The following is a 17,193-nucleotide window of genomic DNA, read 5'->3' on the forward strand; positions in this document are numbered from 1 at the left end:
GCCTCTCACCGTCCGCGCCCTCGGCGATCCGAATCTCGATGTCCGCCTCCGGAACTCCGGCGACCCAGGCCCCGGGTGCGGTTGTGTTTCGGCGCGACGGCAGCGACTTGGGCGAAAGCTTCGATGGGTCGGGTTCCTCTGGTGTGTGGGTCATTTCATCTCCTCTCCGGTTTGTGGATGTCGTGTCCGCCGTGCCTGAATGCGGGTCCATGAACGCTCCCTACACCGGCCGTCGTCAAGCGAACCCCCGATTCGCCGGTACCACCGCGCGGGTGTTGTTGCGGAATGTTCGACGCGACTCGTGTCGGGCCGTAGCGCCACCGATTCGTGTTCGGGCACCGGTGGTTTCGGTCGCGTCGTGATAGGGCGGCAGGCGCGCGTTCGGGGCGGCGCGGCGGGTGATCGTTGTACGGGCTGGGTCGGATACGGGACGGGCCCGCCCCGGCATGCCCTCCCTCCGCGGATCGCGATGGTGTGGACATCCGCTCTCACGCCGACCGACCGTCGAGCACTACCTCTTCGCCGCTGTCGGCGATGTCGTCGCCGCCGAGGTCTGCCAGTGTGGTCCCGACGTCACCGGCGTTGCCGGGGTCGGGTTCGGTGAGTGGGGCCAGCAGCGGCCACTGGCCGAGGTCGATGTCGGTGTCGCCGTCATCGCCGGTGGTGGCGAGGAACTCCGGAGAAGTCGTGATCAAAGCGTCTTCCGTGAGTGAGGCCAGCGATCCGAAGACGGCGCGGTCGGTGCCCCCAAAGGCGAGCAGGCCGCTCCCGCGAGCGGCCGACAGCAGGAAGTGTTGTTCCCCATCGGAGAGGTGGAACGCGGCGGCGACCTCGTCGATGGCCTGGGGGGCTTGGCGTAGCAGGATCTGGGTGGCGGCGTTGGACACGATCGCCCGGCCCAACTCGGTGGACAGCACATCAGCGCAGTCCTGGGTGGCGACGGTGAGTCCGGCCCAGTGTTTGCGGAAACTCTTCGCGGCCCGGAACAGGAACTGCGCTCCGGCGGGCTGGCGCATGAGCAGCCACGCCTCGTCCACCGTGACCATCCGGGGCCGTCGGGTCGCCGGGTTGGACACCCGCCGCCAGGTCGCGTCCAAGACCAGCAAGGTGCCGATCGTCTTCAACTCCTCGGGCAGTTCCCGCAGCGAGAACACCACCAGCGCGTCCTCGGGGTCGGTCGTGGTGGGGCCGTCCAACAGCCCGGCATAGGCTCCGCCGCCGACGAAGGGATGCAGTCCGGCGGCCAGCTCCTCGGCGGCGGGCGTTCCGAGCCGGGTCAGTTGGTCACGCAATCCGCTCATCGTCGGTGCGGGCCGAATCCAGGTGGCGGAGTCGTCGGTGATACCGGCGGCGGTGTAGGTGGCGGTCAGGGCCGTGTCCAGGGCCGCCCGCTGTGTAGGTGTCTGGTCGCCGAGTAGGACCTGGATGAGGGTGTGCAGGAACAGTTTCCGTCGTGTCAGGGCGTCGGACGGGGCGCTGCGGCGGCCGTCGGGGCGGGTGTGGATTTCCAGATCGAACGGGTTGAGTCGCTCGCCCGGGGCGCCGAGGCGGATGTGGGTGCCGCCGACCGCTTCGGCGAGGCGGCGGTATTCGTCTTCGGGGTCGATGACCACTTGCTCGATGCCGCGATACAGCGAGCGCAGGATCTCGGTCTTGACCAGATACGACTTGCCCGCCCCGCTGCGGCCGAGCACCACCATGTTGTGGTTGTGGGTTTCGGGGGCGAACCGGTCCACGAACAACAAACCGGAGGCGGCGTCACGGCCGTAGAGCACCCCCTCGGGGCGGGCGGCCCGGACCGGGTCGGCGACCGGGAGTTGCGGGGAGTCGAAGGGGAATGCCGCGGCGAGGGCGGTGGTGTCGAAGGTGCGCCGTACCCGGATCAAATCGAGGCCGAGGGGCAGGGTGGTGGCCCAGGCTTGGGCGGCGCGGTAGGCGAGGGTGCAGGTGTCGATGAGCAGGCTCGCGGCCAAGGCTCGCACGGCGGCGACTTCGTCGGCCAGTTCGGCTTCGGTGTCGGCGTGCACGCTCAGGTACACCCCCACCCGGAACAGCCGCGCCTCCGCGCGCGCCACCCGCGCCGACAGTTCGGCGGCGTCTTCGACCGCGACGTCGACGTGGGGGTCGGGCAGGCGGCCCCGGCCGGTGTCGTGCATCCGGGAGGACTCCAGTCGCGCGAGTTGGTGGCGGAGCCGGGTGGCGGCGGTCACCGGGTCGACGGGGTCGATGTGCACCGAGACGTCGACCCGCCCGGGATGGGTCAGCAGTGGTGCGAGCCATCCGGCTGTCACTTCCCGCGGATATCCGGTGACCGCGAGGGTCGCCGCCCAGTCGCCACCGATCTCGAGGTGGCGGGTGCCGATCGTCAGCGACTCCGGTGCGAACCCCGCCCCGCCCTCGGGCGCGAACGGATCGGACGGGAAGGAGTCCGGATCGGTGTCGGCGTCGGTATCGGCGAATCCGGCGGCGGTGATGATGGCGTCGAGGGGTGCGGCATCGGCGGCGGCCGACACGAGCCCTTCGGGGTTGGTGCAGTTGGTCAGGACAGCGGTGGCCTGCACGTCATCGAGGGCGGTGACCGTGATCCCCAACGGGGCGAGGGTGTCGGCGGCCTCGTTCATGCGGCGCAGCAGCCGCGACTCCGCGCCACGGCGCGCGGCGGCCGACAGGCCACGCCGAGCCCGACCACCTCCGAGCAGTCTCATGCCCGGCGCGGTCGCGGCGGCGGGGTTGTCGAGGGGTTCGCGCCATACCAGCAGCACCTGGCGGCGGGTGAGGTCGTCCCCGGCGGCCAGTTCGGCGAGGTGTGCGGCGTGGTCGTGGGCGGCGGCGGCCAGGTCCGGGGACATGTCGGCGGTGGCGGTGTGCAGGCCGGTGAGGTGGGCGGTGAGGTCCAGGCGGGCAGATCGCAGGAGGATCTGGACGGGTTGGCGCAGGGTGTGCAGCCAGCCCGCGAGTTGCCCGACGAGGCTGTCTTGTTCGGCCGGGGTGCGTAACGCGAGGTTGAGGGTGCCCGCGACCGCGACGACAGTAAGCCCGTCGCCCCCGAGGTCGATGACCCCGACACCGCCGCCGCCCGGTGTGGCCGACGCCGGTAATCGCAACTCCTGGGGTGACAACGCTGTCGGAACCGGCGGGCGTGGACGGGTTCGTGCGGCGCGGTCGGTGATCCATCTCGGTGCCGCGAGCACGGCACCCTCGGATTCGGTCACGAGGTGCCGCGAGCGGAGGCGGTGGCCGATCGCGGCCCACAGCAGCAGGTCGGCCGGGAGCCCGTCGCGGCGGGTCAGGATCGCGACGGTGACCACGGCCGCGATCGGGGCGGCGGCGGCCAGGAATACCAGGGGCGCGACCACGGCCCGGGTCGCGATCCACACCGAGTACAGCAGCAGGGCGGTGGTGGCGAGGATGGCGAGTTGGCGGGCGGTGAACGGCCCGATCAGCCGGTCACTGCGTTCGAAATCGGCGGGGATACGCACGATCGTTGTCATAGAAGCTTGCCTCCTCGGGGAGCACGCGGCGCGCGGCGACGCACCGGCAGGTCGGGCAACGGCAGATGCAGTTGCCGCCCCACCGGCCGCGTCGGCGCAGGTGCGGTTGGTTGGGGTGGTGTCGTCGGTGGTGGCGCGGGCCGGATGCGGATCACCGGTATCGGCAGCGGGTACTGACCGCTACGCAACGGCCGGAGGCGGGCGTAGGGGTCCGCCGGTGCGGGCGTCTCGAAATCGAACGCGAGTTGTTCGGATCGGCGGCCTCGCGGCGGGGTGACGCGCGCTGGTGGTCGTGAGGGTTCGGCCGGTGAGCTGCGCCGGACCCGGGTCGCCGAGATCGGCAGCGGGTACTGGCCGCCGCGTCCCGGACGGATCCCCCGGTAGGGGTCCGGCGGATCGAAGTCGAACGCGAGTTGCCTCTCGCGCGAGGCGCGCCTCGGCGCGGCCTTGGATGTCGCGGTGGTGGTAGTGGGTTGTCCGGCTGCTAGGGACGGTTGCCGCCGGACTCGGTGCACACCTTCCAGGGGCAGCATCAGTTGCCCGTCGCGGGTGGCGCGCACCCGCGCATACGGGTCCGGCGGCCCGGTCGCGGCGGTGCGCCGCCCGCGCTGTCGTAGTTGGGTGGGCGTGGCCGTACCGCCGCGCCCGCGTGCTGTGCCCCCGCCGCCTTTGAGCAGGCCGAAGGTTTTGTAGACGACGTAGCTGCGCGCGAGCGAGCCGACGAGGGTGCGGCCTTGGCCGATCCGCAGCACCGACAGCAGCCAGAACGGTGTCTTGATCAACACACCCATCAATGCGAGCGCGACGATCAGATCGACGATCCCGTTCGCGTTCGGGCCGAAGAAGTTCCATCCGCCCGGGGACAGGAACACCCGCAGCACCGTCACCAGAGTCAGCGACTGCACCACCTGGATCGCCAGGCACGCCGCGAACGAACGCCACCACCAGCGCGCCACCACCTCGAGGCCGGGCAGGGCGTGGCACATCAATGCCAGCGGGGCCGCGATGATCAGGATGGCGGTGACCGCGACGCGCACGACGTAGGAGATCAGCAGCACGACCAGCATGACCACGAGTGCGACCAGCAGCAGGATCGTGAAGGTCCCCGGCGCGGTGCCGCCGGTCGCGGCCAGCTGGGTCAACGCGGCTACGGCGGAGTCGGAGTCGACACCGTCACCGGCGAGGGATTGGGCCAGCGCGTTGGCGAACCCGATCGCCGTGGTGGCGATCACCATGCTCATCGCCGCGGCGATGAACCCGACCACCAGGCGTGGTGCCAGTTCCCGCCACGACCATCGCGTCTGCAGGGTTTCGCGCACCATCAGCAGCACCCCGGCGGCCATCACCAGCAGCCCATAGATCGCGAGCACCAGCTGCCACGACTGCGTCCACAACGCGCCGACCTGCGGCAGATCGCCCGGTTCGGGGGTGGTGAGCAGGGTGTGTGACACCAATTCGAGCAGCGGGTTGAGCGCGGAGTCGACCAGACGTTGGAAGAACCCGTCGATCGCCTTCGCGACGCAGCCGGAGATGTTGCTCACCCCGCACTCGCCGGCCCCCGGCCCCGACCCCGGCGAGCCCGGGGCGGGCACCGTCGAGTCGGGAACGCCCGGGGTGGGCGAGGTCGGGCTGGTGGTGGGTGGAGGGGTGATCCAACGCGAGGGAGGCACCGTCGAGGTCGGGGCCGGTGTCGTGGTGGTGGGTGCGGGTGTCGCCGGAGCCGAGGGCACCGGCGCGGGCGGCGTCGGTGGTGGTTGCGCGGTGGCACTCATCACACCGGTGAGGGTGATCAGCACCGCCGCGAGCACCACCGCCACCGTGGCCGCAGCGGCCGGGAGGGTGCGCTGTGCCCGCCGCAGCGAAGCGAGGGTGGGCCGGGCGGGAACCGGGACGCTCATCACCGTCAGGCCCCCACGATCGATTGGAGGACCGCGACGATCAGCGGTGCCAGCATCGCCAGCGCGTACCCGAGGCAGGCCGCGCGGAAGGCGCTCTTGGCCTTCTCCATCTCGGCTGGGTCACCCGCCCCGATGAGGTAGCGGGCTCCGGCGACGGTGAGGCAGACCGTCGCCAAAGCGGCGAGGATGCCGATCAGCCAGTTGCGCAGGTTGGTGAGCACCTGGTCCAGCGAGGACGCGATCGCCAGCACCGGCGGCTGCGGTGGTGTGGCCGCCGCCGACCCGGCCGCCACCACCGCGACGACCGCTACGGTGCAGACGGTCGCGAGGATCCTCGCGAATCGCCGAACGCGCACGCGACGTGAGAGTGCTGTGGCGGTGTCGGGGAGTCGAGTCACGCGCATGCGCGCACCTCCCCGTCCCCGGTGCCCGATCGACTCGGTCGCAGTGGTGGTTTCCTTCGCTGACGGACTCGCTCCGGTGATCCCCCGGTGGCCTCGACCCGTGCGAGGGTGTTCACCGCGTGGGCTTCGACGATGCTGGTGTCACCGAGGTCGTGGGCGCGGTCGGCCAGCCAGGCCACGAGCCGGGCCTCGTCGCGTCGGCGTAGTTTGAACAGCTTCCACAGCGACTGCCCGCGCTCGGTGGCCAGCGAGGTCATCATGCGACGTTCCCACCGCGAGACCGCGATCAACTCCGCTGCCTCGGCGCTGATCACCCCTTCCGCGACCGCCTCGGCCAGCACTGTCTCGGGGTGACCCGGACCGGTCATCATGAGCAGCCGCTTCTCACCCGTCGGGGAGAGATCGCGGGCGAGGTCAGCGACGACCACCTGCGACTGCTGCTGGTTCGCTGCTCTGATCGCCGCGCGGTAGGCCGCCCACCGCAACCGGTGCCACACGCCCGGCGAATCCAGCTCGACGCAGCCGAGATGGGTGAGGAACCCTGTCAGCACCTCGGACTCGAAGTCGTCGCGATGAGGGCTGCCCGGCGCTGCGAACACACCGGCCATCCCCGCGAGCATCGGCTCGGCCAGACTCGCGCACACCAATGTCGCGTCCCCACCGTGGGTGCGGGACCGCTCGATCAGCCACACCCAGATCGCGTCGACCGCAGCGATCCCCACGCCGGGATCGCGCAGCAACGCACGCACCCCCTCCCACGACTCGACCCGGTTCCCCGGTCCCGGCACCGGGCGCGGATCGGCGGGCAACGGCTGCCCGGCGATCCGGTCGAACGCCGCCGACACCACCCCCAACGGCGTGCGCGCTCTACCGCGCGGCCCCGCAGAATTCACGAACTCCGAATTCGTCACCATCAACTCCCTGCTCGGTGGAATCACGAAAGATTCCGACCTAACAAGGGAACCGGACACCCATATCCGAAACATATCCAAACCACCCCCAAAACACACCCGAACCCTATCCAAAACATATCCAATCCATATCCACGCCGATCAGGAAATTACCTGGCATCCACCACTCGGAGCAGGCAGGAACGGGATATACGAGCCTGTGAACAGGGCGGATATGGCTCGAATATGAAGTGGATATGTTTCGGATATCACTATCCGTCGCCTTCGGCAAACCATCCAAAAAAAGTCCAAAAAATCTAGGAATCGGTCTTGCGCCATCAGTGACGCTTCCGGCCGTACCGGCGGCTATTGCATGGCCGATTGTCGCCGGAAAAATATTGTTCGAAAAAGTTTGGTCGGCGGTGTCCAAAAAACGCGTTTTCGGCGGAAGTAGATAAGTAGACACCTTTTCTCCGACCGTCAGGAGCACCCCCCTTATGACCGCGAAATCCCGTCAGCGTCCGTCCGGGTCCGCCACCGGCGACACCCGAGCCTCGGCCTCGGCGGTGGTCCCCTCGACCGTGTGGGCCGCCGGGAGCGACCCGCTCGATCCCGGCAAGCGATGGCCGCAACCGATCGTGTCTCGCGCGGTGCGCGAGTTCACCGCCCCGGGTGGGCGGGTGCTGTTGCTGGGCTGGCCCGCCCCCACGACGCGTGGTGGCCTGCACGCGGTCGCGGCGGACACGGCGGCGGCGTGCGTCAGCGTCGAGGCCCTCGGCCGCACCGCCCACCACGAACCCTGCACCGGGACCGGCACGGATGAGGCGGTGGATCTGGTTCTGGTCAGTCTGCTGGCCGATCACCTCGACCCGGTGGCCGCCGCCGAACAGATCGCCACGCTCGCGGTGGAGCGGTTGGCGATGGGCGGACTGCTGGTCGTGCTCGGTCGCTGCCGCCACAGCCGCTCCGGGGTGCTCATCGACCCGGCCGGTGCGGTCGTGGCCGCCGCCCAAGCCGCCGACCTGCTCTACCTCCAGCACATCATCGCCGTCCCCGTCACCGGCACCACCATCACCGCCACACCGCCCGCCGACGCACCCGACTCGGGCGCCGATCAGCCTCCGGTCGCGCACACCGTCGCGCACACCGACCTGTTCGCGTTCCTGCTGCCTCGGACTTACGGGAGTTCGTTGGAACCCAAGGGTTTTCGCGCGGAACCCGAGTGTGGACCGGCTTCATCTTCGGGGACGGGCACTTGGGTTGGCGAGCAACCCGGGGACACGGCGGCATGAGTGTCGTGGAGAAGGCGCCGGGCGTTGGTGGCGTAGCGGATCGCGGTCGATGTGTCGATATCGAACACGGCGGCCAGGTGGAGCGGGTCGCCGCCGCAGGCGAGGGCTTCCTCGAGTTGCCGATCGATGCGCAGCCGTTCCAGGTTCGCGGGCAGGCCTCGCAGGTTCAGGATGTAGGGGGCGCTGACCGGGCCGTGTCGCAGTGCGCTTTCCGGGCTCAGGAGCAAGTGCGGGTTGGCAGTATGCGGCCAGCGCCGCTGCCGATGATCGAGCCAGCCGGCGAGCACCCGGTAGGTGAGCTCATCGAGGTGACGGAGCCGACCGGCGAGGACGATTTGCCGGTTGCCCAGGTCGACGTCGTCGAGTTGCAGGGCTCGAATATGGCCGTAGCGGGCGGCGTGCACGGCCGCCAGGACGAGACACACCTTAGCTTGCGGAGTGTCGGCTGCCTCGATGGTCGCGGCGATCTCGGCGCCGGTGAGAGGCTGCCAGATCCGCGAGGGTGCCTTGGGCATTTTCATCCGGGCACACGGGTTGGCGAAGATCGCGGCCTCGCTTTTGGCCCAGCCGAACAGCGACCGCAGCGCGCCCAGGGTGTGCTCCCGAGTCGTGCCTCGCAGGGTGTCGAGGTAGGCGAGCACGTCGGCGCGAGTGACCTCCCGCAGATGGTCGTAGCGCTCGGACCAGCTCAGCAGTGCCGGTCGCACCGCCAGGACGTAGCCGACGATGGTGCCGTGCTGGCGGGGGTGTCTGCGAGGGCCGCCGTCGCGCAGCACACGGGCCCAGCCGTCCAGGTGGTCGGCGATGGCGGGAGCCAGGCCCTCACGCTTGGCCGCCAGCCAGGTGTCGAACACGTTGGGGCGGTCGTCGACGAGCACGCCCATGGCCGACAGGATGTCGATCACGTGGTTCACGCCGCCGCCGTGGCGATGGAGCACGTGGGCGAACTCCGAGACCCGCACGGTGTCGCCGTCGTGGTGGGTGGCCAGCAGCGTCACCAGATGGCGGTTGATCCTGCTTCGCACCGAGGGGCCGAATCCGCGGGTCTCGCCCAGGACGTGGGCCAGGTGCAGCCCCCAGGCCAGCCACGGATTGTCCGGCACTGCCACCGATCTCAGATCGATGCTCCGGGGGCGGTAGGTGCGTGGCAGGTCGGTGAACAACGCCAGTTGCGCACCGTCACCGCGAGGGTCGTGCGCCACCAGTGGCGTGTGTGCCCGTCCTGTCAGGCGAGGCATCGCGGGGACAGGCGGGCGAGCGCGCCGGTTGTACAGATCGGCGAGAAACAGCTGGTGGTATCGCACGTGCGGCAGATACGGCGCGAGGGGCTCGTTGAGGTGATCGGTGACGAGCGCACGGTCCAGTTTGGCCTGGCACCAGCACAGCCGGCAGTAACCGTTCTTGAGGGGCACCCAGCGCCGACAGGCTCCGCAGTCACCGACCAGATGGCGGTACTGCCTCGAGGCGAAGTTGTCACAGGCCATGCACATTCCCCGCGCGTAGGTCAGACCCCAGGCCAGGCAGTCGGCGCAGCTGGTCACCGACCGGGCGATGGTGCCATGGCGGGCGGCCACCGGCTAGCGCGGCGGGATCGAGCGGCCGTCCCGGCGGCGCGGGACCACGCCCGGTGGCGCGTTCACCACGGCCGGGTCGGCGGCGGTGTCCGGCCTGGGTTGCGCCACCGTGCCGGGCTCGGGGATCAACAGTTCATCGACTCCGCAGCCGAGGACGGCGCAAATGACGTCGAGATCGGCGAGTTTGATCGAGGCGGGCTGTCCGGACCACAGGTGCGACATCTTGCCCGCCGAGATCACAAGCTCACGCTCGGCCAGCAGCCGCTGCAACTCCGATGCCTGCCAGATGCCCCGGTTGGCCGCGGCCAGGCGCAGGTTCCACCGCATTCACATCAGTCCTTCCAACCGGGTCGCGGCGCGCCGCTGACCAGCGATCCAGGCATCCTCGACCCGGGAGCGGTGCACGTGGACGTACCGCATCGTGGTCGACACCCAGGCATGGCCATACATCTCCTGGATCGACATCAAATCCATCCCGTTCACATACAGCTGCGACGCACAAAAATGCCGCAGCACATGCGGAGTCAACCGTCCCGTCCACGACGGCAGATGGGCAGCGGTCGCGTCGGCCAGCCCTGCACGCAGCGCGTCGTACCCGACCCGGTTGTGGCACCCGGAGCGAGCCGTGCGTTCGGACAGGAACAGCGGGGTGCCCGGACGGGCAGGGTCATCACCGAACTGACCCCACACATCCTGGACATACCAGCGCAGGGTGCGGTCGGCACCGTTGATCAACGGCACCATCCGCTCTCGGGGCCCCGACCCTCGGGCACCCTTCCCGACCCGGACATGCAGTTTGCCGAACCGTCCCAGCTCCCAGCGGATATCGGCCAGATCCAAATGGCGGGCCTCGTTGACCCGCACACCGACATCGGCCATCAACCGCGCCGCCGCATAGTTCCGGGCAGTCGGCGCGAACTTCCGGCACGTCGCCAGCTCCTGGGCCCACCCGGTGAACAGCGTATCGATCTCGGCCACCGATGGCGGGATACGCAATCTAGCGTCCTTGCGGCCCCGCGGCCGGTTCATCTCATCGAGCGGGCACTCGACCACCCGCCCGGTCATCGCGTGCAACTCGACCTTGTGCCGCAACTCCAGAAACTCGAAATACACCGACAACGCCGCCGAGCGCGCCAGCCGCGTGCCACTCGGTGCCCCGCGCAATACCCGCCCGAAATAGGCGTCCGCGTCCGGCGGGGTCATCTCCCACAACGGGCGACCGAACCAGTCCCGGATCTGCTCGAGATTGCCCACATCCCCACGAATCGTGGACTCGGTCAACCCCGCCGCCGCGCGTGCCAGCACCAGCCCGGCAAGCACATCGGTCTCGAACGCCTCGAGCTCCTCCGGCGACGCCGCCGATCGATGCACGCGCAGATCCCGGACCACAGCAACAACCAACCCACGCCCCTTGCCTTCGGAACACATGAGAGGAGATCGGCACCGATGACACCACTTCAGAAATCCCGAATCAACCTCAACACGCCGCAAGACCCACCCGAATCAAGCAAACCCCTGGCCAGCACGCCGCGGACGACACCAACCAGATCGAACTCAAGTGATGTCGAGTTTTCTGCGAGGAGTCCCTCCCGCAATGACACCTCCCGCCAGCCCCGTACCCCCGCCACCGACGTCGCAGCCACACCCAGCCGCCACCAACCGACCGATCTCGCGAAGGACCCCGATGACTCTCGACTCCACCACCCCCGACACCACAAACCCCGGCACAGTCGACTCCGGCACCGCGACCGGGACCGGTCCCGCCGTGGTGCCGGTGTCGGTGTGGGCGACGGCCCAGAACGCGCCCACGGTACAGCGGCGGGGCCGCTATCACCCCGACAGCGTGGCCCACCCGGCGAAGATGTTCCCCGCGATCGTCCAACACGCCGTCGCGACCTACACCCGCCCCGGTGACCTCGTGCTGGACCCGATGTGCGGGATCGGCACCACCCTCATCGAAGCCCTCCACCTCGGCCGCCGCGCGGTCGGTGTCGAATACGAGACACGGTGGGCCGAGTTGGCGCGCGCCAATATCGGGCTCGCCCGTGAGGCCGGGATCGATCTCGATGCCGCCGTCTATACCGGTGACGCCCGCAAACTCCCCACCCTGCTACCGCCGGAGTTGCGGGGGCGGGTGGGTCTGGTGATCACCTCTCCGCCGTATGGCGACTCCGTCCACGGCCACGTCCGTGTCCGCGCGGGCGAAGGTGTGCACAAATCCAACCACCGCTACGGTGCGGTGCTCGATCGCGGGAACCTCGCCAATGTCGGGCTCGGCCGCCTGCTGTCGGGGTTCACCCGCATCCTGACCGGGGCCGCCGAATTCCTCGCCCCGGGCGGGCATGTGGTGATCACCGCGCGGCCGTGGCGGCAGCACGCGGAGTTGGTGAATTTGCCCGCGCACCTGATCACCTGCGGCACCCTGGCCGGGCTGGTCCCGGTCGAGCGATGCGTCGCGCTGCTGGGGCGACTCGCTGACGGAGAACTCGTCGCGCGCAGCAGCTTCTTCCAGCGCGACTTCATCGTCAAGAACCGCGCCGCCGGGCTCCCGATGCACCTGATCGCGCATGAAGACGTCGTCATCCTCCGCAAGCCTGAGAACTGCTCGGCGACAAAGCAATCCCGGGGTTCTCGTGCGGTACTCCAGTATGACTCAGCCCCGTTCTGGGGCGCGGGCGCGACCGCTGGCGAGTCCGGGGCGGTGGCCGCGTGAACACCACCATCATTGCGAGCCCTGAGCAGGGGTGGCTGGGCCGGTTCATTCTCACACCTGGTGCGGTACTGCGTGATCTCGCCGACACCATCGGGCACACCGTGTTCTCGCCTGCCGCGATCGCAGCGTTGCTGGGGGTGGCCGGGGTGCTCGCCGCGGTGCGGGCGGTGGCGAGGCTGCGGCGACGCCGACTGAGTGCCCGTGCTCGACAGGTCACCGTGCTCACCCCACCCGAGGTCGACGCCAAAGGCGCACTCGCGTTCTGGTCGCACCTGATCGGGCAACTACGCCCGCCGTGGGCGCGGCTGCTGTTCGGTCAGCCGCATCTGGGGTTCGAGTACACCGTGACTCCCGAGCACGGGGCCGCGATCCGGCTCTGGGTCCCCGGTGCCATTCCACCGGGATTGATCGAACGCGCGGTCGCCTCCGCGTGGCCCGGCGCGCACACCGACACGAGCAAGGCCGTCCGCCCCCCGTTGCCGGACCGCACGGACGGGACCCGGCGGATCCTGGCGGGCGGTGAGTTGCGGTTGGGCCGCCGCGAAGGGTTGCCGCTGCGCACCGACTACGCCGGTGAGCTGGTGCGGGATCTGATCACCGCCGCCGACGACCTCGCCGCCGGGCAGGCCGCGTGCGTGCAGATCCTCGCGCGCCCGGTCACCGGCCGACGCGTCGCCCGCGCCACCCGCACCGCCGGGGCCGCCGGAGCCGCCGGGGCAAGCACTGGGTTCGTGGTCGCGCTGTTGCGCGATGTGTTGAACCTGCTCGCCCCCGGCCCTGTGACCCGCTCCCCGCGCACCAGTGGCGCGGTGGACGGGCGGGCCGCCGACCGGCAGACCGCGATGGAGTACACCGCCGCCGCACGCGCGGCGGCGGTGAAAGCGCGCGGCCCGCACTGGGAGACCGTCGTGCGCTACGCGGTCTCGATCCCGGTGGCCGACGATCCCGACCGGGCTGCGGTCTCCCAGGCACGCGCGGCGGCACGCGGACGGGCGGATGCTTTGGCGACGGTGTTCGGGGCCTGCACCGACCACAACTACTACCGGCGACACCGCAGCCTCCGGCTCGCCCGGCTGATGGGCGAGCGGCGACTCGGGCACGGGGACGTGCTGTCGGTGCCCGAACTCGCCTCGATCGCGCACCTGCCCACCGACGATGGGCTACCCGGGCTGCAACGCGCCGGAGCCCGCGCCCTGTCCCCGGCACCGCAGATCCCCACCGCCGGACCACATACGAAACCCCTCGGTGTCGCCGATACCGGTGGTCGCCGCCCGGTCGCGGTCAAGGTCTCCGACGCCCGCCATCACCTGCACATCCTCGGCCCCACCGGCGTCGGGAAATCAACGCTGCTGGCGCGGATGATCCTCGATGACGCCGACGCCGGTCGCGGCGTGATCGTCATCGACCCGAAGGGCGATCTCGTCACCGACGTCCTGTCCCGCCTGCCGTCGCGTTTCGGTGACCGGGTGGTGCTCTTCGATGCCGACTCCACCGCGCCACCGCCGTGTGTGAACCCTCTCGACATCGGGCGGATCGGGCGGGCGGGTCTGGATTTGGCGGTGGACAACCTCGTCACCGTGTTCCACCGCATCTTCAGCCAATGGTGGGGGCCGCGCACCGATGACATCATGCGCGCGAGCCTGCTCACCCTGTGCGCTCAACCCGGCACCGCCACCCTGGCCGATCTGCCGCGCCTGCTCACCGAACCCGCGTTCCGCCATCGGGTCACCCGCGTCACCGCTGACCCGCTGCTGCGCGGATTCTGGGACAGCTACGAACAACTCACCGACACCGGCCGCGCCCAACTCATCGGGCCGCTCCTCAACAAGTTGCGGGCGTTCCTGCTGCGGCCGTTCGTGCGCTCGGCGATCGCGGGCGGCCCGTCCACGGTCGAGTTCGCCGACATCCTCGACCAGGGCGGGATCTGCCTGGCGCGGTTGCCGAAGGGCTCACTCGGGGAAGAGACCAGCCGCCTGGTCGGCTCCCTGCTCGTCGCACGCACCTGGCAAGCCGTCACCGCCCGCGCCCGCATCCCCGCCACCGACCGCCCCGACGCGAGTTTGGTGCTGGACGAGGCGCAGAACTTCCTCAACCTGTCCACCCCCGTCGAGGACATGCTCGCCGAAGCCCGCGGACTACGCCTGTCGCTGTCCCTCGCCCACCAGAACCTCGGACAGCTCTCCCGCGAACTACGCGACGGCATCTCCGCCAACGCCCGCAACAAAATCATCTTCGCCGTGAGTCCTGACGACGCCCGTGATCTGGCCCGCCACACCGACCCGTGGCTGTCCGAGCACGACCTGACCCACCTCGACGCCTTCCACGCCGCCGCCCGCCTGCTGGTCGACGGACAAAACGCCCGCCCGTTCACCCTCACCACCCGGCCCTTGCCTCCGCCGACCCCGGGTCGCGCCCGCGAGATCGCCGCCGCCGCCCGCGCCCACCTCACCACCACCCCGGCCAGCCCCGCACCCGGCCACAAACAAGCCGGTCCCACCGGCGCGGCACCCGCCGGACGCGACCCCCGGCTGCCCTAAAGGGCCACACCCCACCCACCCCGGGGACGAGGACGCCGTTCCCCGCGTCCTCGTCCCCGAGAAAGGCTCCCCGCACTGATGATCGCCCACCCCGATCGGCAAGCCGATCTACGCGCACCACGCCCCGACCGGCCCCGGTCGGGCGAGACCGTCGAACTCGTGGCGCGGCTGACCGAGCGTGACCGCTGGATCCTGCGGATGCTGCACGAGCACCGCGTCCTGACCACCAACCACCTCGCCGAACTGGCCTTCCCCACCCGCACCATCGCCCTGCGCCGCCTGTCCCGCCTGCACGACTACCGCGTCCTGGATCGGTTCCGGCCGTTACGCACCCGAGGCAGCGCCCCCTCCCACTGGGTCCTGGCCCCCGCCGGAGCCGCCGTGCTCGCCGCCGAAGCCGGAACCAGCGTGCGCGAACTCGGCTACAACCACCAACGCACCCTCGCCGTCGCCCACAGCCTGCACCTGACCCACACCCTCGGCGTCAACGACTGGTTCACCACCCTCACCAGCCACTACCGCCACCACTACCAGGAAGACGGCGGCGGGCAAGTCACCGCGTGGTGGTCCCAAACCCGCTGCCAACGGCTCTGGGGCGACCTCGCCCGCCCCGACGCCTTCGGCCGCTACACCCACACCGGGGTGATGTTGGATTTCTTCCTCGAATACGACCTCGCCACCACCGCCCTGCCCCGCGTCGCCGCCAAACTCAACGGCTACAGCGAACTGGCACGCACCACCGGCCTCATCACCCCCGTCCTGTTCTGGGTACCGACCGCGTTGCGCGAGAGCAACGCCCGCCACGCCGTGGCCCAGACCTGGGAGCGGCTGCCCGACCCCGAGACGGTGCCGGTCGCCACCGCCACCGCCGAACTCCTCACCCCCTTCGACCACCCGAGCCCCGCCGACCGAGTGTGGCTACCCCTCGACACCACCGGCACAAACCGTCTGCGCCTGCACGAACTGGCCGACGTGTGGCCACACCGCACCCCACCCGACCCCGATATTGACACCGAGCCCAGCGCGGCCACCCTCGGCGGACAGAGCATGCTCGCGCCACCACCGCCACTACGCCCGCCCACACTCGAGTCCTGGTGAGACCCCGATGCTGGCCAAGGCACTCGGCGCGGGCAGCGCGGCCCTCGTGTTCTGCATCGTCGTCATCGCCGCCGTAGTCACCACCGTCATCATCTACGACCAGCCACTGCCCGCCTCCGCACCGTCGACGGGGGTGGGAAGCGCCCCGAGCCCGCTTGCGCGAGAAGACATCCCACCGCAGCTGCTGGTGCTCTACCAGAACGCCGCAGGTGATTGTCCCGGTCTGGACTGGTCGGTGCTCGCCGCGATCGGCAAGATCGAAACCGACCACGGCCGCTCACCGCTGCCGGGCGTGCGCTCCGCGGAGAACTCGGCCGGGGCCGGGGGCCTGATGCAGTTCCTGGAACCGACCTTCCAGGGGGTGGTGGCCCGACACCGGCTGCCTGCGGGTGGGGCGAGTCCGCCCTCGCGCTACAACCCCAGCGACGCCATCCACGCCGCCGCCCACTACCTGTGTGACTCCGGCGCGCCCGCTGATCTGCGTGCGGCGGTCTTCGCCTACAACCACGCCGACTCCTACGTCGACCAGGTCCTCGACCAGGCCGCCCGCTACCGCGCCACCACCCCACCCGGAAGCGGTGACTGCCGAACCATCCAAGCCACGATTCCGGCTGCCGCGCAGGCGATCTCGTTCGCGTGCGGCCAGCTCGGCCAGCCCTACGTGTGGGGCGGCAACGGCCCCGACGTGAACGGCGGCTGGGACTGCTCCGGGCTCACCCAAGCCGCCTACGCCGCCGCCGGGATCACCCTGCCCCGCACCACCTACGACCAAATCCACACCGGCGCACGCATCCCCGAAAACCAGCTCGCTCCAGGTGATCTCGTGTTCTACGGCACCACCGACAACAACGTCCACCACGTCGGCCTGTTCCTGGGAGCCGGGCGGATGGTACACGCGCCGGATGTGGGATCACCCGTCCAAGTCAGTGACTACCGCTATCCCGGCGACGACTACTACGCCGCTACTCGCCCCGCCGCCATTCCCCCTGTAGGTTCCCATGACTGATTGCGCTTTCTCACCAATCTTGCGTCGGCTCTGCGTCATTCAGATGCGCAGATCGCAAACCGGCAGGTCAGCAGCTCGTCATGCCTTGCGCCAGAACGAGTGTGGCCGACGAGGACACCTGCTCGTTGAGGAATGCGCAAAGTCGATGGGAATCCCCGCCGCAAAGTCGGTGAGAAACCTCGGCGAATCCAAAGGTCGTGAAGCGCCCGACCGCAAAGTCCGGCGAGAACCTACACCCCCTGCGGCACAGAGCGATTCCCGCGCCTCACCCTAGCGCGAGGCCGGGGCTC

12 protein-coding genes are annotated in these 17,193 nt (G+C 69.8%); 5 read left to right on the top strand and 7 right to left on the bottom strand.

Annotated features, from left to right (window positions below; genetic code table 11):
- Positions 1-488 precede the first annotated feature (488 nt).
- The 4 genes from ACQP1G_RS42255 to ACQP1G_RS42270 are packed head-to-tail and all read right to left on the bottom strand — an operon-like array spanning position 489 to position 6,707.
- Positions 489-3,491 carry a PrgI family mobile element protein gene (locus ACQP1G_RS42255; RefSeq protein ID WP_433195740.1) on the bottom strand — a complete coding sequence of 1,001 codons (3,003 nt, stop codon included), beginning with the start codon at positions 3,489-3,491 and terminating at the stop codon, positions 489-491.
- The gene (locus ACQP1G_RS42260) at positions 3,488-5,389 is read right to left on the bottom strand and encodes a hypothetical protein (protein ID WP_433195742.1); all 1,902 of its coding nucleotides are present in this window, start codon (positions 5,387-5,389) and stop codon (positions 3,488-3,490) included. The genes ACQP1G_RS42255 and ACQP1G_RS42260 overlap by 4 nt, the downstream gene beginning before the upstream one ends.
- A 5-nt stretch (positions 5,390-5,394) precedes the next feature.
- Positions 5,395-5,793, bottom strand: coding sequence for a pilin (locus ACQP1G_RS42265; RefSeq protein WP_433195744.1), 399 nt, complete (start codon positions 5,791-5,793; stop codon positions 5,395-5,397).
- A complete protein-coding gene (locus ACQP1G_RS42270; protein WP_433195746.1) occupies positions 5,784-6,707 on the bottom strand; it encodes a hypothetical protein in 924 nt (307 codons plus the stop codon). The genes ACQP1G_RS42265 and ACQP1G_RS42270 overlap by 10 nt, the downstream gene beginning before the upstream one ends.
- 473 nt (positions 6,708-7,180) lie before the next feature.
- On the opposite strand from ACQP1G_RS42270, the gene ACQP1G_RS42275 reads away from it, so the two are divergent.
- Positions 7,181-7,975, top strand: coding sequence for a hypothetical protein (locus ACQP1G_RS42275; RefSeq protein WP_433195748.1), 795 nt, complete (start codon positions 7,181-7,183; stop codon positions 7,973-7,975).
- Here ACQP1G_RS42275 and ACQP1G_RS42280 read toward each other — a convergent pair.
- The 3 genes from ACQP1G_RS42280 to ACQP1G_RS42290 are packed head-to-tail and all read right to left on the bottom strand — an operon-like array spanning position 7,861 to position 10,950.
- Positions 7,861-9,516 (bottom strand): hypothetical protein, encoded by a 1,656-nt coding sequence (locus ACQP1G_RS42280; RefSeq protein ID WP_433195750.1) that lies wholly within the window; start codon positions 9,514-9,516, stop codon positions 7,861-7,863. The two genes, ACQP1G_RS42275 and ACQP1G_RS42280, sit on opposite strands and share 115 nt — an antisense overlap.
- A gap of 36 nt (positions 9,517-9,552) precedes the next feature.
- Positions 9,553-9,876 carry a helix-turn-helix domain-containing protein gene (locus tag ACQP1G_RS42285; RefSeq protein WP_433195752.1) on the bottom strand — a complete coding sequence of 108 codons (324 nt, stop codon included), beginning with the start codon at positions 9,874-9,876 and terminating at the stop codon, positions 9,553-9,555.
- Positions 9,877-10,950 (bottom strand): tyrosine-type recombinase/integrase, encoded by a 1,074-nt coding sequence (locus ACQP1G_RS42290; protein WP_433195754.1) that lies wholly within the window; start codon positions 10,948-10,950, stop codon positions 9,877-9,879. It lies immediately after the preceding gene.
- 283 nt (positions 10,951-11,233) lie between these two features.
- Between ACQP1G_RS42290 and ACQP1G_RS42295 the strand changes: the two genes are divergently transcribed.
- The 4 genes from ACQP1G_RS42295 (at position 11,234) to ACQP1G_RS42310 (ending at position 16,903) form a co-directional block, all read left to right on the top strand.
- Positions 11,234-12,262, top strand: a complete 1,029-nt coding sequence (locus tag ACQP1G_RS42295; RefSeq protein WP_433195756.1) for a TRM11 family SAM-dependent methyltransferase — start codon at positions 11,234-11,236, stop codon at positions 12,260-12,262.
- Positions 12,259-14,799, top strand: coding sequence for a helicase HerA domain-containing protein (locus ACQP1G_RS42300; protein WP_433195758.1), 2,541 nt, complete (start codon positions 12,259-12,261; stop codon positions 14,797-14,799). The genes ACQP1G_RS42295 and ACQP1G_RS42300 overlap by 4 nt, the downstream gene beginning before the upstream one ends.
- 78 nt (positions 14,800-14,877) lie before the next feature.
- The gene (locus ACQP1G_RS42305; protein WP_433195760.1) at positions 14,878-15,897 is read left to right on the top strand and encodes a replication-relaxation family protein; all 1,020 of its coding nucleotides are present in this window, start codon (positions 14,878-14,880) and stop codon (positions 15,895-15,897) included.
- A 7-nt stretch (positions 15,898-15,904) separates the two neighbouring features.
- Complete coding sequence (locus ACQP1G_RS42310; protein ID WP_433195762.1) at positions 15,905-16,903, top strand: NlpC/P60 family protein; 999 nt, start codon at positions 15,905-15,907, stop codon at positions 16,901-16,903.
- Positions 16,904-17,193 lie beyond the last annotated feature (290 nt).

The sequence above is a fragment of the Nocardia sp. CA-107356 genome (assembly GCF_050946365.1).
Lineage (GTDB): Bacteria > Actinomycetota > Actinomycetes > Mycobacteriales > Mycobacteriaceae > Nocardia.

Excerpts from the sequence above, each read along its gene's own strand:
- ACQP1G_RS42255 (WP_433195740.1), bottom strand. The coding sequence starts at position 3,491 with ATGACAACGATCGTGCGTATCCCCGCCGATTTCGAACGCAGTGACCGG.
- ACQP1G_RS42260 (WP_433195742.1), bottom strand. The coding sequence starts at position 5,389 with ATGAGCGTCCCGGTTCCCGCCCGGCCCACCCTCGCTTCGCTGCGGCGG.
- ACQP1G_RS42265 (WP_433195744.1), bottom strand. The coding sequence starts at position 5,793 with ATGCGCGTGACTCGACTCCCCGACACCGCCACAGCACTCTCACGTCGC.
- ACQP1G_RS42270 (WP_433195746.1), bottom strand. The coding sequence starts at position 6,707 with ATGGTGACGAATTCGGAGTTCGTGAATTCTGCGGGGCCGCGCGGTAGA.
- ACQP1G_RS42275 (WP_433195748.1), top strand. The coding sequence starts at position 7,181 with ATGACCGCGAAATCCCGTCAGCGTCCGTCCGGGTCCGCCACCGGCGAC.
- ACQP1G_RS42285 (WP_433195752.1), bottom strand. The coding sequence starts at position 9,876 with ATGCGGTGGAACCTGCGCCTGGCCGCGGCCAACCGGGGCATCTGGCAG.
- ACQP1G_RS42295 (WP_433195756.1), top strand. The coding sequence starts at position 11,234 with ATGACTCTCGACTCCACCACCCCCGACACCACAAACCCCGGCACAGTC.
- ACQP1G_RS42305 (WP_433195760.1), top strand. The coding sequence starts at position 14,878 with ATGATCGCCCACCCCGATCGGCAAGCCGATCTACGCGCACCACGCCCC.
- ACQP1G_RS42310 (WP_433195762.1), top strand. The coding sequence starts at position 15,905 with ATGCTGGCCAAGGCACTCGGCGCGGGCAGCGCGGCCCTCGTGTTCTGC.